The organism is Enterococcus sp. 2G9_DIV0600 (assembly GCF_002140615.1).
GTDB classification, from domain to species: Bacteria; Bacillota; Bacilli; order Lactobacillales; family Enterococcaceae; genus Enterococcus_D; species Enterococcus_D innesii.
Window position 1 is genome coordinate 583,236 of sequence record NZ_NGLL01000001.1, and the last position, 16,326, is coordinate 599,561.

13 protein-coding genes and 3 pseudogenes are annotated in these 16,326 nt (G+C 41.0%); 11 read left to right on the top strand and 5 right to left on the bottom strand.

Annotation, left to right across the window (positions count from 1 at the left end; translation table 11 throughout):
- Window positions 1-31: 31 nt before the first annotated feature.
- The 3 genes and pseudogenes from A5870_RS02810 to A5870_RS17235 all read left to right on the top strand — a co-directional run bounded on the left by A5870_RS02810 (window position 32) and on the right by A5870_RS17235 (window position 4,051).
- Window positions 32-2,776: pseudogene (locus tag A5870_RS02810) on the top strand (sigma 54-interacting transcriptional regulator).
- Window positions 2,777-2,788: 12 nt separating this feature from the next.
- Window positions 2,789-3,427: an HAD family hydrolase gene (locus A5870_RS02815; protein ID WP_086291727.1), complete on the top strand. Its 639-nt coding sequence runs from the start codon at window positions 2,789-2,791 to the stop codon at window positions 3,425-3,427.
- A 378-nt stretch (window positions 3,428-3,805) separates the two neighbouring features.
- A complete protein-coding gene (locus tag A5870_RS17235) occupies window positions 3,806-4,051 on the top strand; it encodes a hypothetical protein (protein WP_016608418.1) in 246 nt (81 codons plus the stop codon).
- 27 nt (window positions 4,052-4,078) lie between these two features.
- Here the strand turns inward: A5870_RS17235 and A5870_RS02820 are convergent, their stop codons facing one another.
- Window positions 4,079-4,852, bottom strand: coding sequence for a MurR/RpiR family transcriptional regulator (locus A5870_RS02820; RefSeq protein ID WP_010749961.1), 774 nt, complete (start codon window positions 4,850-4,852; stop codon window positions 4,079-4,081).
- 180 nt (window positions 4,853-5,032) lie between these two features.
- Here A5870_RS02820 and A5870_RS02825 point away from each other — a divergent pair, with 180 nt between their 5' ends.
- The 4 genes from A5870_RS02825 to A5870_RS02840 all read left to right on the top strand — a co-directional run bounded on the left by A5870_RS02825 (window position 5,033) and on the right by A5870_RS02840 (window position 9,667).
- Complete coding sequence (locus A5870_RS02825; protein ID WP_086291728.1) at window positions 5,033-6,604, top strand: alpha-glucoside-specific PTS transporter subunit IIBC; 1,572 nt, start codon at window positions 5,033-5,035, stop codon at window positions 6,602-6,604.
- Window positions 6,605-6,632: 28 nt separating this feature from the next.
- Window positions 6,633-7,964, top strand: coding sequence for a 6-phospho-alpha-glucosidase (locus tag A5870_RS02830; protein ID WP_086291729.1), 1,332 nt, complete (start codon window positions 6,633-6,635; stop codon window positions 7,962-7,964).
- Between the two features lie 64 nt (window positions 7,965-8,028).
- Window positions 8,029-9,195: an MFS transporter gene (locus A5870_RS02835; RefSeq protein ID WP_010749958.1), complete on the top strand. Its 1,167-nt coding sequence runs from the start codon at window positions 8,029-8,031 to the stop codon at window positions 9,193-9,195.
- Between the two features lie 13 nt (window positions 9,196-9,208).
- Window positions 9,209-9,667, top strand: a complete 459-nt coding sequence (locus A5870_RS02840; RefSeq protein WP_086291730.1) for a PTS sugar transporter subunit IIA — start codon at window positions 9,209-9,211, stop codon at window positions 9,665-9,667.
- A gap of 55 nt (window positions 9,668-9,722) precedes the next feature.
- Here A5870_RS02840 and A5870_RS02845 read toward each other — a convergent pair whose 3' ends face one another.
- The 3 genes from A5870_RS02845 to A5870_RS02855 are packed head-to-tail and all read right to left on the bottom strand — an operon-like array spanning window position 9,723 to window position 12,276.
- A complete protein-coding gene (locus A5870_RS02845) occupies window positions 9,723-10,496 on the bottom strand; it encodes an ABC transporter permease (RefSeq protein ID WP_086291731.1) in 774 nt (257 codons plus the stop codon).
- Window positions 10,497-10,501: 5 nt separating this feature from the next.
- Window positions 10,502-11,305 carry an ABC transporter permease gene (locus tag A5870_RS02850; protein WP_086291732.1) on the bottom strand — a complete coding sequence of 268 codons (804 nt, stop codon included), beginning with the start codon at window positions 11,303-11,305 and terminating at the stop codon, window positions 10,502-10,504.
- Entirely contained in the window at window positions 11,302-12,276 is a 975-nt protein-coding gene (locus A5870_RS02855) for an ABC transporter ATP-binding protein (protein WP_086291733.1), read from the bottom strand. Before A5870_RS02855 ends, A5870_RS02850 begins: the two co-directional genes overlap by 4 nt.
- Before the next feature lie 390 nt (window positions 12,277-12,666).
- On the opposite strand from A5870_RS02855, the gene A5870_RS02865 reads away from it, so the two are divergent.
- The 3 genes from A5870_RS02865 (at window position 12,667) to A5870_RS02875 (ending at window position 15,323) form a co-directional block, all read left to right on the top strand.
- Window positions 12,667-13,335 (top strand): CPBP family intramembrane glutamic endopeptidase, encoded by a 669-nt coding sequence (locus tag A5870_RS02865; RefSeq protein ID WP_086291734.1) that lies wholly within the window; start codon window positions 12,667-12,669, stop codon window positions 13,333-13,335.
- 390 nt (window positions 13,336-13,725) lie between these two features.
- A complete protein-coding gene (locus tag A5870_RS02870; RefSeq protein ID WP_081117899.1) occupies window positions 13,726-14,790 on the top strand; it encodes a DUF1002 domain-containing protein in 1,065 nt (354 codons plus the stop codon).
- A gap of 161 nt (window positions 14,791-14,951) precedes the next feature.
- The gene (locus A5870_RS02875; protein ID WP_086291735.1) at window positions 14,952-15,323 is read left to right on the top strand and encodes a YccF domain-containing protein; all 372 of its coding nucleotides are present in this window, start codon (window positions 14,952-14,954) and stop codon (window positions 15,321-15,323) included.
- Between the two features lie 257 nt (window positions 15,324-15,580).
- On the opposite strand, the pseudogene A5870_RS02880 reads toward A5870_RS02875, so the two are convergent.
- A pseudogene (locus A5870_RS02880) lies at window positions 15,581-15,943 on the bottom strand (MurR/RpiR family transcriptional regulator); the annotation flags it as partial.
- On the opposite strand from A5870_RS02880, the pseudogene A5870_RS02885 reads away from it, so the two are divergent.
- Window positions 15,934-16,167: pseudogene (locus tag A5870_RS02885) on the top strand (family 1 glycosylhydrolase); the annotation flags it as partial. The pseudogenes A5870_RS02880 and A5870_RS02885 sit on opposite strands and share 10 nt — an antisense overlap.
- Window positions 16,168-16,326: the final 159 nt, after the last annotated feature.

The following is a 16,326-nucleotide window of genomic DNA, read 5'->3' on the forward strand; positions in this document are numbered from 1 at the left end:
TACCTATGCTAGAATACAGGTAATATGATAGATGGTGAAAGCAGGTGGAAACTTGAAGCGGTTAGATGACTATTTGTATCAATTGACTCTAGAAGTGAAAACAACGAATACGATCAATTATTCAGCAAGTAATATTTCACAATTTTTACAGCTCGAGCGAAGTACGATCAGCAGCTATTTGAATGAAGGGGTTCGGCAAGGGAAGTATATAAAAGTGAAAAATTATCCTGTTTTATTCTTACATAAAAAGGCGCTAGAATGCTTAGATATCTTTACTTCACAGACGGAAATTGATTCATTGGAGAGCTTGTTATGGTATAAGAAAGTCCCAGCGCTTGATCAGGTGATCGGTGCTAAAGGCAGCTTGAAAGAAGTGATTGATCAAATCAAGACAGCGGTTCTTTATCCAGGACAAGGACTGCCTTTATTACTGATTGGTGCCAGCGGCTCAGGGAAAACGTTTATGGCAAATAAAATTTTCGAGTATGCGGTGGAGTAAAAAGTAATCGATAAAAATGCGCCATTTATCGCTTATAACTGTGCACAATATGTAAATAATCCCGAATTATTATCGGCAGCTTTGTTTGGTTATACAAAAGGCGCATTTACTGGTGCAACGGAAGAACACCATGGCGTTATTGAGAAATCTAATGAAGGGATCTTGTTCCTGGATGAAGTGCACCGATTATCGGAAGAGGGGCAGGAGAAATTGTTTACCTTTATGGATTCTGGCGAATTTTCCCCGATGGGTGATAACAGCATACGCAGAAAATCTAAAGTTCGGCTCATTTTTGCTACAACTGAAAATATTTACAAGACATTTTTGCCGACTTTTATCCGGCGAGTTCCAGTAGTTGTCAATTTGCCAAGATTTCATCAACGACCTTCATTAGAACGATTAGCGATAATTGATGAATTTTTTATTTCAGAAAGTAAAATATTAAATAGAAAATTATCGGTTTCTAATGCTCTGATTCATTTTTTGCTAGATAGTGACTTTGAAGGCAATGTGGGGAATATCAAAAATATTGTTAAATATGCTTGTGGAAATGCGTACATTCATCAAAAAAATCAACCATTGATCCAAGTCAGATTGTTGGATATGCCATTAGAATATAGCTGTAAATATAAGGAAAAATTAGACAAGCCAAGAAAGAAAAAAACAGATCGACTTTATTACCCTAAAGAAACGCGACAGTTGCGTTTAGAGAGAAAAAACCATCTGCTAGTGAAATTTTTTGAACAATTGATTCAAGAATTTTTTGATATGATTACACACAAAACTGATGCGTCGATCTTTATCAACAAAATGGTGGAAAAAGTCACTCAAATTATGGATAGTTTGATCTTTCAAGAGGATTATGAAAAAGAACAGTCTTTGTATACTATTTTAATTTATCATATTCGGCAAACAATTGATTTTCTGCGTGACAGCTATGGATTTGCGCAAGATGGAAATCGTGTTGTTGCACTAGCAAATTATTTATTCATGAAAGATAATCAGGTGCTTGCGGAAGAAGATCTGCAAAGAGATGGTCTACAAGAGCAGCTAAGTGATTTTTTATCAAGTGTAATGGAAACATCTTATTGGTTTGCAAAAAAAATTTTAACTATACTGTCTGAACGATTAGATCAGCCGGTTTATACGGAAGATATTTTCTTTATTACTATTTATTTGTATAGTTTAAACATTACGAATGTGACTACAGGAATTAAGAGTATTGTCTTAGCACATGGGTATTCAACAGCAAGCAGCATGGCAAATGTTGCGAATCGTTTATTAAACAAAAATGTCTTTCATGCATATGATATGCCACTAGATATTACTTTAGAGAAAATAGAGGCACAGCTTATTCGTTTTCTCGAAGAGTATCGAACAGATTCAGGATTGATTCTTTTGGTCGATATGGGTTCTTTAAACCAAATTGGAAAAGGTCTGAGTGATCATTTGAAAGGACCCTTGCTTGTTTTTGACCATGTCAATACGCCGCTTTTGTTAGAAGTAGGACAATCTATTTTAGAAGACAAAAGCATCGCTGAAATTGAACAGAAAATTGATCCCCAACTGGTTTTGCAAAAGCAATTGCTGTTTCCGTCAACGAGAAAAAAGAAAGCAATTATTACCTGTTGTTACACCGGTATAGGAAGTGCAACCCAGATTCAAGAAATTTTAACGAAATGTTTGGGTGATTCTGTGAAAGAACTGATGATTATTCCATACGATTATAAAAAATTAAGTAAAAATAAAAAATATGAGATGCCGTTTCACTTATATGATGTAATGATGATTGTCGGAACAGAGGACCCAAAAATTTCGGGAATACCGTATATTGGATTAGATCGTTTGATTAATGGGGAAGCCATTGGTGAGTTTCTTCGATTGTTGGGAAAAGAAATTACCATTGAATCTGAGAATCTGCAAGAGGCATTAATTTTCCGTTTTTCCATTGGTAAAATCGTTGAAAATTTGACGATATTAGATCCCGATAAAGTATTGGCATCTGTCCAAAAAGCAATTCGAGAAACAGCTGAATTAATGGAAATCGAATTTTCTAATAATCAGCTTTTTCTTTTATATTTACACTGCAGCTGTATGATCGAGAGGATTTTACGTAAAGAAAGTGTTGATGATCAAAGCGACATTGAACAGTACAAAAAAGAAAATAGAGAAGATATAGAAAAAATTCGAGCGGCCTTTTATGATATTGAAGCAGAATATACTATTCAAATACCGGATTTAGAACTAAGATTATTAAATGATATCATTCAGGGATAGGAGTGCAATAGGATGACTACCGGAATTATTTTTGATATGGATGGTGTTTTGATTGATAGTGAAGAGTTTTATTTCAAAAGAAGAATGGATTTCTTTCAAAAGATCAAGATCGCACCAGGATCCATAAACATGGAAGAGTATGTCGGAAAGACGGAAAAAGGAATCTGGGAAACTTTAGTTCCTAATGATCAAGCGTTGCGAAGCAAGTTGTATTTATTGTACAAAAAGTATCAAAAAGATTATCCCATCAATTTCCAGCAAGTTTTGCGAAAAGAGGCAGAACCTTTACTCAGAGAATTAAAAAAAGAACGAGTAAAGATTGGATTGGCTTCGTCCTCACCATTGCGAGAGATAGAAAACATGCTTTCTCAGTGTAATCTTGAAAAATATTTTGATTGCGTTAGTAGTGGGGAATCCCTGAGAAAAAGCAAGCCTCATCCAGAAATTTATCTGAAACAAATGCAAGCGCTCGCGTGTTCTTATTTTTTTGCGATAGAAGACTCAGTGGTGGGGATTAAAGCCGCAAAAGCAGCAGAAATTTATACCATAGCTTTAAAACAGTCATTTTATATTGATCAATCAGAGGCGGATGAACAAATTAGCGAGTTGAACGAAATTCCACAAATTCTAAGAAGAAAGACACTTGTCTAAAGATTCTTGGCAGAAAAAATTTTTTCAGGAACAATTCTCTTGATGAGACCTAAGTTCGGCTAGTTAAGAGAAGGGGTGGTCATTCTTAAATCTTTGTTGATCAATAATGGTAAGAAATGTGAGCCTCATCTACACATAGATGCGTCTTTTAATATCTGATTATCAACGCTTGTTTATGCAAGGCTATTGAATGATTTTTATCAGTACTGTATTTAAAAAAAACCAGAACTCCTATCCGGAATTCTGGTTTTTTTGTTTATATTTGACAATTTCTATAGGCCAGACGTTGGCGAGGAGTCAATGCTTGTGGATGCAAATCAAAAAATGAGTATTATTTTGCCGACTTAAAGTGTATTTGAATAGAAGAAAACGTAAGAAATGGCAATCAAGCAAACCAACAATAAACCAGAGAGTGACAGAAAAAGCAGCATGATTCGTTTCTTCTTCAATCCAAGTACAAGTATCACTACATTCAATAGAAAGAAAACAAGTAAAATCGCTAAATATTCCATAACTGGTCCTCTTTTACGTTTTTATTTATCTTACCAGAGATTGGCGGCTTTTCCTAGCAGAAATTGGCTGAAAATGGCTTATTCAAGCGTCTTTCAAAATACTGTAAGTTAAATGAATGAAGGAAAATCAAGAGAACTTTTATGGCTCTGAGACGCTTGCGGCTTGTTTTTGCCAAGCATCATATTTTAACAATAAGTACTCGATCACAAAGAAAAGTGTGGCGGTTGTTTCAAAGGGAGCGATCGCATTTTCGGTTGACTGGATCTCTGGATTTAAAAAGAAAATCGTTTCAGAACAGAGTTTAGAAACCGTTGAGTTTCTCAGCTTCGTGATCCCGATCGTGTTGATATTGCGTTGTTTCAGTTGCTTTGCTAGTTTGACAACGGTGGGTGACTCACCGTTTAAAGTAATCAAAATCACTAAATCATCTGGCTCGATGATGCGATAAAATTGTTCATTGACTGAGATCGCACCAAAATCGTAGACAAGTAGTCCATTAGGCAAAAATAAGAGTTTCATATAATTGGAAACAAGGTTTTGAATGTCCCCTGAACCATAGACAAAGATTCGTTTGGCATGAGCCATCATCTTGCACAATGCTGTAAAATCTTTCTTTTTTAAATTTTCAATCGTTTGAATATGATTGTCTAGAATTTCGCCTTCAATCTCAGAGAGTAGGGCATTTTCTTGTTGTACCTCGTTCTTTAAATGGTATTTGAATTCTGAAAAGCCATCAAAGCCGATTTTTTGACAAAAGCGCATAATCGTCGTCCTAGAAACGATGCACTCCTTGGCTAAATCATTGATGGACATTGCCAAGCAGTGCTTTTTGTGAGTTGTGATGTAGGACCAGATCAAAAAGTCATTCTCGGTTAATCTTGACTGGTAGGTAGTGATACGGTCTTGCAGCATAGGCTATCTCCTCATTTTATCTCTCCATTGATAATGTGTGACAATTCACATTTTATGTGAAAAAAACCTTTCAAATGTGAGAAACTTTTAAACAACGGAAAAGGGTTTCATAGCATCATTTTAATAGTAAAATGAGAATCAGTAAAGCGCTTAACTAAAAAACGTGAAGGACGAAAAACTATGATGAAAAAAATTCAAAGGTTCGGCGGAGCGATGCTGGCACCGGTCATGCTGTTTTCCTTTTTTGGGATCGTTATCGGCTTTTCTCTGCTATTTTCGAATCAGACGATTATGGGGGATATCGCAGCACCAAATACCCTCTGGTTCAAATTTTGGAATGTGATCGCAGCAGGAGGCTGGACGCCATTCTTCCAATTACCGCTTTTATTTGTAGTAGGGCTGCCGATCAGTCTAGCTAAAAAATACGCCGCCCGCGCTACGATGGAGGCACTCGTTACTTATATCGCTTTTAATTATTTTGTAAATGCAATTTTAACTTTGTGGCCAGAATCATTTGCGGTAGATTTAGCTCAAGGGGCAACTGCTGGTTCTGGGTTGACCTCGATTGCAGGAATCATCACCCTAGATACCGGCATGATGGGCGGCTTGCTGATTTCGGGAATCGTTGTCTATCTCCACAATCGCTTCTATGAAAAAGAATTGCCAGAAATGCTGTCGAATTTCAGCGGATCAGTCTTTGTAACCATGATTTCCTTTTTTGCCATGGTTCCTTTGGCAGTACTCATGTGTTTTGTCTGGCCAGTTATCCAAGAGGGAATGAGAAGCATGCAAGGCTTTTTCATTGAATCAGGAAACTTCGGTGTCTTTATTTATCAGTTCTTGCAAAAAATACTGATTCCAACAGGCTTGCATCACTTTGTTTATGCACCGTTTGCCTATGACAGTGCGGTTGTCGAAGGGGGAATGGCCGTTTATTGGGCCTCCCACATTGGCGAGTTCCAAACTACTGCATTTTCGCTGAAAGAACTCTATCCGTTTGGCGGTTTCTCACTATCAGGAATGTCGAAAGTCTTTGGAACGGCAGGTCTGAGTTTAGCGATGATCCAAGCGGCTCGGCCTGATAAAAAGAAAAAAGTGATCGCATTGATTGCACCGGCAGCATTGACGGCTATTTTGACCGGAATCACTGAACCAATCGAGTTTACTTTCTTGTTTGTTGCACCAGCATTATGGTTCGTTCATGCTTTACTGGATGCTTCGATCGCCACAATCTCCTATGCTTTCGGGGTTGTCGGGGACTTTGGCGGCGGATTGATCAACTGGTTAGGTCTAAATTGGCTGCCCTTGTGGAAATTTCACAGTTCAACTTATATTACCCAAATCATTATCGGGCTGATTTTTACCGCTATCTGGTATTTTGTGTTCTCCTTTATGATCAAGAAGTTCAACTTAAAAACGCCTGGACGTGAGGATGATACTGCAGCAATGCAGTTGTATACAAAAGCAGATTATGACAACAAAAAGCAAGAAGAAAAATTACCAAAACATGTGCGGCAAGCACAGGCCTATATGCACTTGGTAGGTGGGAAAGACAATGTCATTGATGTAACGAATTGTGCGACACGGCTGCGTTTGACTGTTAAGGATGCCGACAAAGTTGCAGATAGTACGCAGTTTCAAGAAGCAGGTGCCTCAGGATTGGTCAACCCTGGAAATGGCGGCATTCAAATCATTGTAGGATTAACGGTACCAACGGTTAGAGAATCATTCGAAGAACTAATGGCCGAATAAAACAGAATCACAAGGAGGAACAAGTACCATGAGTAAGAAAAAAAGTTCAATTTTAATTGCAGGTGGCGGAAGTACCTATACACCATCGCTAGTTATGATGTTATTAGAAAGTCAAGAGCGCTTTCCAGTTAGAAAAATCAAATTTTATGACAACGATGAAAAGCGACAAGAAACCGTAGCAAAAGCTTGTGCGATCATTATTGCCGAGCGAGCGCCAGAAGTACAGTTCGATTATTCAACCGATCCAAAGGAAGCTTTTACGGATGTCGATATCGTAATGGCACAGCTTCGTGTCGGCAAATATGCTATGCGGGAACAAGATGAGAAAATTCCTTTCAGGCATAATGTTGTCGGACAAGAGACCTGCGGACCTGGTGGTTTAGCTTATGGCCTGCGCTCGATTGGACCGATCTTAGAACTAGTCGACTACATGGAAAAATACTCGCCAGATGCCTGGCTTTTGAACTATTCTAACCCAGCAGCAGTCGTTGCCGAAGCCACCAGAAGATTCCGACCAAATTCAAGAATCATCAATATTTGTGATATGCCAGTTTGTTTGGAAGATATCATGGCGCGAGTGATTGGGTTGAAGGATCGAAAAGAATTTGAGACGAGCTATTTCGGCTTGAATCATTTTGGCTGGTGGACCAGCATCAAAGACCATGACGGCAATGACTTGATGCCTCAAATCAGTGCGCATGTTCAAAAGTACGGCTACACCGAACAAACACAAAAAGGCCAGCATAAAGAAAGCAGTTGGTTGGAAACGATGTGGGCGGCTAAAGATCTGCACGAAATTGAACCAGAATTTTTATCGAATACCTATCTGAAATATTATTTGATGGCTGATGAAACGGTGGCTCATGCGGACAAAGAGTATACCCGTGCCAATGAGATCATTGACGGACGAGAGAAGTATGTGTTTGATGAATGCCGACGAATCGTTGCAAACAACACAGCAGTTGATACAACATTTGCCTCAAACGAACATGCGTCCTTTATTACAGACCTTGCTTGCGCACTAACCTTTAATACGAAAGAACGCATGATTCTTATTGTTGAAAACAACGGCGCAATTGCCAACTTTGCCCATGATGCAATGGTGGAACTGCCTTGTCTAGTTGGAAAAGATGGCTACGAAGTCTTGTCGATTGGTGATATTCCAACATTCCAAAAGGGATTGATGGAGCAGCAGATCGCATCTGAAAAATTGGCAGTTGATGCTTGGGAACAAGAGTCTTACCAAAAATTGTGGCAGTCCTTTACTATGAACAAAACTGTACCAAGTGCGAAAGTCGCCAAAGAAATATTAGATGAAATGATTGTGGCGAACGAACCATATTGGCCAGAACTTAAATAGGTCCAGCAGGTAAAAGGAAAGGGATCGGCTGTAGGAATTTCCTTCAGCCGATCATAAACAAAGAATGGAAATCAAACACAAATTTCAAGTAATCTATTTTGTTCAATATGCAACGATGGCGATTTTGATGACACAAATCGTTCCTTTTTTAACTGAGCAAGGCTATGATGCGCTTGAAAGAGGCTGGTTTTTAGCCTCCTACAGCATCACGACAATTCTTTTTCAGTTAGTGATCGGCTATTATTCGGACAAGAGCAAACGATTAAAACGTATTTCGATGCTTCTGATGATCTTTCTGGTTTTCTTCTCCATTAGTTTTTATTGGTTAGGAAAAGACCACTGGCTGATCCATCTTCTGGTATTGGCTATTGCGGGTGGATTAGCCAATACAACAGCAACGGTGCTCGATAACTGGGTATTATCGGAGTCCAGTACTTCAAAAAGAATTGCTTCAATCAAAGCAAACGGCTCTTTAGGGTGGAGTATGATGAGTGTCTGCGTGCCATTCTTTTTATTTTCCAATAATTATCGCTGGTTTAGTTTGCCGCTGCTCCTCTTTTTGCTTATCAATTATACATTTTCACGAACGATCCCAGAGAAAAACGCCTTACCGCAAAAGCAAGGAACAGCAACAAACAGCGGTGTCTCGCTGGCAGACATTCTTCTGTTATGCAAAGATCGACGCTTTTTGGTTTATACGGGACTGTTCTTTCTCTTGTACTTGACGATCGTTGCGAACAATACGGTCGTTATCGACAAGCTGATTACAATGGAAAGAGGCAGTGAATTTGTTGGTCTGAAATGGTCGATCCAATCCTTTTGTGAAATTCCAGCGTACCTTTTGCTGAATCGCATGATTGCTAAATGGAAAAATGAGCGCTTGATTTTGATTGCAGGCATATTTTTAACCTTACAATTTTTTGTCTATTGGCTTGCTAGTAGCCCATTCTTACTTTTGGCAGCCAGTTTTCTGCAGTTTTTCACTGTACCGGCATTTACCATCGGCAGTCGAATGATTATCAGTGCTATTACACCGCCAGCTGTTTTTTCTTCTGGACAACTGATATCGATCAGTGTGTACATTGGTGCGGCATCGTTTCTTTCGCCGTTAGCTGGCGGCTTTCTTTCGCAGGTGCTGTCCCTCGATACTGCCATCTTTATCTTTGGTTTATTGCCCTTCGTAGCTTTTCTTATCTATTCTAGCTGTCAGAGAACACTGTCGGCAATCTAAGGAGGAATTACGGATGCTTTTTAAAAGAAAAATAGAAATTTGCGCACCGGCAACAGGCCGACTGCTACCGATCGAAGAAGTACCAGATGAGGTATTTTCGTCTAAAATGATGAGAAATGGATTTGCCGTTTCTCACCATCACGGAAAAATCTATGCACCAGCAGCCGGGACGGTTCGAACGATTTTTCCAACACAGCATGCCTTAGCCGTTGAGTTGGTGGATGGCCGTTCCCTTTTGATCCATATGGGAATTGAAACAGTGGCGTTAGCAGGGGAGCCCTTCACGATCGCGGTCCAAGAAAACCAGTCAGTCACGACAGGTGAGCTGCTGGCAGAAATGGATGTAGCAGCAGTTGAGGAAATGGGCAAAGAGACCATGGTGATCGTTGTCTTCATGGAGGAACAAGGCGGGAAGTGCCTGCGAACTGACGGCGATATTCAGCAAGGAGAAGCTGTTTTTCACTTGAAATAACCGAATAAAAAAGGAGCGCATTCTCTTAGTTTCAAAGAGAGGCGCTCCTTTTTATTTATGAACCCGTAGAAATATAATTCTTCAAACCTACTCGCCAAAAGAAGAAGGCGGGAAAGGCAAAGAGCAGACAAACCAACGGCGATAAGATCCACCAAGGATTAGTTACGCGACCAATGACATACAAAAACGGATAATACTGAAACCAAGCCATCGGCACGACGTAGGTCAACAAACGCAAGACGTGTTTTCCGTAGATACTAAATGGGTAGCGACCAAATTCTCGGGCACCATCGGTAAAAATATTCATAAATTCAAGTCCTTGGATCGTAAAGAAGGAAATGGCGGCATACACTAAGAACAACAGGGCGAAAAAGAGGGCGCCACAGACGATCATTAGAAAAAGAGTCAGGACATTTCCAAAATGCCAAGCAATTCCACTATTGGGAATCGCATAAGCAAACAACAGCAAGGCTTGAATAAAACGACCGAGACGCGAGAACTCCATTTTGGAAGCTAAGACTTGAAAGATCAAGGAGCGGGGGCGCACGAGTGCCCGATCGAACTCGCCATTACTGATCATTTGTGGAAAAAGATCGAACCCGCGAAAGAAGCATTCCGCAATTGAAAAGGCAAACAAAACCGTCGCAAAGGAAAGCAGGACTTCCTCAAAGGTAAAGCCATCCACTTGATGAAAACGGGTAAACATAAACCAAATGCCTAAAAAAGCAGTAAAGGAACCTAGAAATTGTCCCAAAGCAGTTAACATAAAGGAAACTTTATACTGCATCTGACTTTTGATATGAATACAAAAATAATGCCAATAAACCATATTCCTTAACCTCCTTGCACAACGACACGCTTGAGTGCCTGCTGCAGCCAAATTTTTCCGATCACGATCAAAAGTACGAGCCAAAACGCTTGTAAGAGCAATGCGGAAACAAGCGCAAAGCCAGTCAGATCCCCGTTGTAAATTCGCAGCGGGACGTTTTGCATGGAAGCAAAAGGCAATAGTTCCACGAATTGGCGAAAAGGCTGCGGAAAGAAAGGCAGAGGAATGACCCCGCCAGCTAAAAATTCACCGATGGAGCTGATGACGATCCGCACCCCGATGGAGGATAATGTATAAAAAGTTGAGATGTAGACCAGCTGCGACATAGCGATCACTACACCTAAACTCAGCACCATAGACAAAAGAAACAAGAACAGGGCAGCGACGTTTGTTGGCAGAATCAAGCGATAAGGGGCTGGTAGTAAAAAGGCAATCACAAAAATTGGTCCACAACGCAAGAGGGCTTTTGCTAAGCGATTGGCAGCCGACTGGCAAAACCAGCGATTGTATAGATCCATCGGCCGCACAAGTTCGTAGGCGATCGCCCCTGTGGTGATGGTATCGAAAATTTCTGCCTCAAAGAACCACAACATAAATAAGGATAAGAAGGCTTGTTGGAGCCAAACATAGGAGACGGTTTGTTGAAAGGTCATGGGAAAGGCACTAGGATCTGCTTGGTAAAAGGCGTGGAATGCCAGAATTTCCATCAAGCCCCAAGCTAGTTGTGTAGCCATCCCGGCAATCGCCGCCGAGCGGTATTGCAAGGTATTGATAAAGCGAATGCGGAAAAATGCCTGATACTTCCTCATATTTGATACTCCTGATACAGCTTGGCGACCATTTCTTCGGCGGTGATACTGGCAACGGCCAAATCGGTGATCTCGACTTGATTGCTGAGCAGACTGAGCAGCTGAGCGACTGACACTTCTTTGGGATCAAGCTTCAGAACCAGGCGACCAACGTCTTTTTGAAGCAGCTGGACGTTTTCTGGCAGAAGGGGCTCCTTCCCTTGATAGTCGATCTCCAGCGTTTTGACATCAGAAAAACGATGCTTTAGTTCATCGAGGCGACCATCCAGCAAAATTTGCCCTTTGCCGATCAACAGAATTCGTTGTGTCAGCGCCTCGATATCTTGCATATCGTGGGTCGTCAGGATGACTGTGGTACCTTTTTCTTGGTTTCTTTTTTTGATGAACTGACGCACAGCAATTTTTGATACAGCATCTAAACCGATGGTGGGTTCATCAAGAAATAAGATTTTGGGGTCATGGAGTAAGGAGGCGGCGATCTCACAGCGCATACGCTGACCGAGACTCAAGGAACAAGCCGGGGTTTTTAAGATCTCACCTAAATCTAGTAAGGTGACTAATTCTTCTAGGTTGCGCTGATAGCTAGCAGCGTCTACTTTGTAGATATCACGGATCAAATCAAAGCTGTCATTGACGGGGACATCCCACCAAAGTTGACTGCGCTGACCGAAGACGACGCCGATGTCTTTGACATGTTGGATACGTTCTTGCCAAGGCGTACGACCATTGATGTGACAAACGCCTTGATCAGGGGTCAAAATCCCACACATGATTTTGATGGTGGTACTTTTTCCAGCACCATTAGGCCCGATGTAGCCAACCATTTCGCCCTCATTGATGGTAAAGCTGATGTCTTGCAACGCATGGACGGTGGTGGTTTCACGAGAAAGAAAGGCTTTGGCTGCTTGGCGAAAGCCGCTTTTTCGCTTGGATACTTGGAAGGTCTTGCTGAGGTGTTCTACTTGGATCATTTGGATTCACTCACTTTCTTTTGACAAACGCGACAAAAAGAGCATTCGAAATCGAATACTCGCAACGAGTTGGTCCAAACGAACATGGTTGGGGCAGCGGTTCGTCAGCCAAACAAAAGTAGGAACAGTGTAGCATAAGAGAGCGCTTTTTTCAAACATTACTTATATTTTTTTGAGAGCAGCAAAAGAAAAAACGTGGTTTATTGGATAAAATACGCAAAATAACTGTTTTTATTTTTTATTTGTTGTAAATACTGAAGAAACTCAGTATCATTAGAAACAAGCCGATAGCGGCTTGCTTCTGGATATATGGGGAACCAAGTGATGAGCTGTGTCATGATTTGTCGTAACCCAATCCTGCAAAATGCAATGAGAAAAAAGGAGGAGATCATGAAAGCAGTAAAGAACTTATTTGTTTTGATTGGCTTATTCTTACTTAGTCAAGTAGGGATGACCGTATTCAGTGTGGTAAAAATCTATTATTTGGAAGCCGGAGAGCCGAGGATTCCTGCGATGATGAGCTACGGATTGATTGCCTTGCTTTTGGCAAACATTGGCCTGATGATGTATTTGGCTCGGAAGCTAGGACTTGCCACCTTTGACTTTGGCTGGTCAACGAAGCGCAACTGGTTATGGATCATCGGTGGCTTTGTTTTAGGACGAGTTATTGCTGTTGGTGGTACCATGTATCTGCAGCATATTTCCGATCAAGAAGCGACCGCCAATGATGCAGTGTTAGGGGAACTGTTTACAGGCGAAAATCCGCTTTTGATCTTTCTATTGATTGCCGTGGCGGCGCCAATCATGGAAGAGATCGTTTTCCGTGGTGGATTCATTGGCCTTTTATTCAAGAAATACCCGATAGTCGGGATCATCTCAAGTGTGGCGGCTTTTAGTATCATCCATTCCGTCACCAATCTGGTCGAGTTTCTGATTTACGGTGCTATGGGATTGATCATGGCGTTGATTTATGTTAAAACTAAGCGTCTAGAAACAGCCATCGCCATGCATTTTCTTAACAACGCCTTGGCGGCGATCGCAATGATCTTGCTAGGATAAGAAAGTCAGCAAAAAACCACCAAATCAAAACGATTCGGTGGTTTTTGTTTACTCTGGCAGCTGATCTTTTCTTCACTCGCAGGGTTTCCATTGTTCTTTTATACGATAGTTTTAACGGGAGTCTTTCTCGGCTTGAGGAAAGTGGGTAGCCGTTTAAAATCCTATGCGGTTGGGTTTGCTAAAAAAACAGTTGATGAAAAGAAAAACGCCTAAAGTATTGCTGCACCAAGGATAAAACCAAGTTACACTTTTTTTAAATAGTAGCAGAGTTCTAAGTTTTTCTTCATTTCAGACCCTAGACGTAGGCTTTGCAAGAAAACCTATAGTACAATAACAGCAGTAAGAGGGAAAAATCCTTGAAAAAGAGATCAACACTTGGAGGATATAGTGATGAAAAAACAGACTCGAAAACCAGCGATGATTTTAGCGACTCTCTTGGTATCTAGCCAAGTTTTATTAGCAGCACCACAAGTTTTTGCTGACGAAACCAATTCAACGACGAGCAGTTCCACTGCAACAAGCAGTTCTACCGCAACGACAGCCACTACCGACAGTCAAACAAGTACCTCTGACAGCAGTTCAGATCGTTTGCAAGTCAATGCCGTGGCGATCGGAAATGCCTTGACGAAAGCACAAGAAGACTACACACTTGAACGTCTGGGCATTCAAGGCGAAACACCGATTTATACGACAAACGGTACTGACTTGATGAAATACATTCCCGATGGTGGCTTTACCGCAGATTGGGCGGTCTATAGCTCGGTCAGAATGCAGACGCTAGAAAGCGGGGCAGGAATCACTGTCGATATCGCGACACCAGATAACATTACCCGCATCACCGCAGCCCAGTATCAAAATGCGGCGCTGACGGCAGGGATCACTGATGCGAAGCTAACGGTCGCTTCTGCCGTACCGATCGACGGTTCCGGAGCTTTAGCTGGGGTATACAAAATCGTTGAAGAATCAGGCGGTGTCATCAATCAGAATCGAGTAGCCGTAGCTCAAGATGAGATGGATGTACTGTCTACGATCACCGAAGAGAATAAAGACAAAGAAGGTTATTCCGATGAAGCTTTGAATGCAGCGCAAGAACAAGCGAAAACCGATTTGGCTGCTCAAACCGCAGATGGTACGGAATTAACCCAAGCCGATATTCAAGAGACAGTAGAAAAAGCCTTGAAAGACAACGGACTGGAAGGAATCGTTACGGAAAATCAAATTTCTGAATTGACCTCTTTGATGAGCGACATGCGAGACAACAATATCTTCGATGACTTCATCAAAGAATTGGATCTGTCAGAAGCCCGCAAGCAAATCGAAGAAACCTCTAAGGGCCTCTGGGAAAATATCAAGAGCTTCTTTAGCGGCATCTGGTCTTCGATCACCGGTGTCTTCGGAAATGACTCAAATGAGTCCAACAATAGCAGCGAATCAACCGTTGATTCTGGGCAATAAGCATTTTACAAAATAACATATTTCGCTTGTATTAAGAAAAAAGAGAAGCGCGCAGGGGAAGGAGCATCAGACGATAGCGCACGTCTGAGTGCTAACGATGTCCTCTGCTTTCTTTGCTAAAACAGGAGCAGTCTTCATTAAAAAAGAAGGAGGGTAATCAGATGAATTTTTTAGGCAACGTGATTTGGTTTGTCTTTGGCGGCTTAATCGGTGCGATCTCATGGTTTTTGGCTGGGTGTTTATGGTGTATCACCATCATCGGCATTCCCATTGGTCTGCAATGTTTTAAGTTTGCGACTTTGTCATTAGCACCATTTGGGAAAGACATCGTTTACCGTGGCGGTGGCGTGTCCGTGATTCTCAATATTTTATGGTTGATTTTTTCTGGTATACCACTGGCTTTAGGACATTTAGCTAGCGCAATCCTTCTAGCCATCACGATCATCGGCATTCCATTTGCGGTGCAATCATTGAAAATGGCGCGCTTAGCGTTGATGCCCTTTGGAGCAGAGATTGTGTCTAGTCGTTATTGATTTACCAAAAAAAAGAGTCTTAAAAAACCACATTACAGAGCGGATAGCTTTGTGATGTGGTTTTTTTGCGACCATCAGCAAGAGTAAGGGACAAGATTTTTGGCAGGCTCAGCGCATTTGAGATTCAGAACTGAAGAAGTTGTTAAGAAACCAAAGAAGAGTACAGAAAAAACGCACAAGTTTTTTTTGCATATCAACTGTGATTCACAAAAGATTTAGCGAAACACAGAAAAATGTTAAGTTTTTTTCTTCCCTTCTCAGGGTTCTTTGATTTTTGAAATGGAGCGCCGAATTTTGGCAATCGATTGTTGCGCTTTGTCTCGATTAATAAACATTAAGATGACATAGAGGGAATCCATGATGCTCAGTTGAGCGATTCTGGATGCCAATGCCTCTGAGCGAAACTCAGTTTCTTCGGAAATAGAGATGAAAACCACGTCGCCGAGTTTGGCTAAAGGGGAAGCAGCATGGCTAGTAATGACGATAATTTTGGCACCATTGTTTTTGGCAACTTGAGCTAGTTCAATGGTTTCTCTTGATTTTCCAGTATGAGAGATAAAAATGCCGCAATCATCTGGCGTCAACAATGAAGCCTCCATCAGTTGGATGTGATAATCACTGCGAATTTGTTACTGATAATTTGAGATATGTGTATCAAGCGATTCAAAAAAGCCCCAATTATTTTGGCTACCATATGTGGTCATGCATGGATAATTGGTCATGGACAAACGCATGTAAGAATCGATATGGCTTTATTTAGGTTGATTTGGAAAACAATCGGAAACGAACAATCAAAAAATCTGGTTATTGGATTAATCAAGTGTTTGAAGAGAATGGATTTTAAATATATATTGAAAAAGCATTTTGCATGTATTATATAAAGTGATTTTCAGTGCGCTTTGGGAATAGCAATGCTAGTAAAAGGTAAGTTGGCAACCTTGAGGGTGTAGATGAAGAAAGCCAAACACTCCCCCGAACGCAAGTGTAGACAATAGGATTTTTT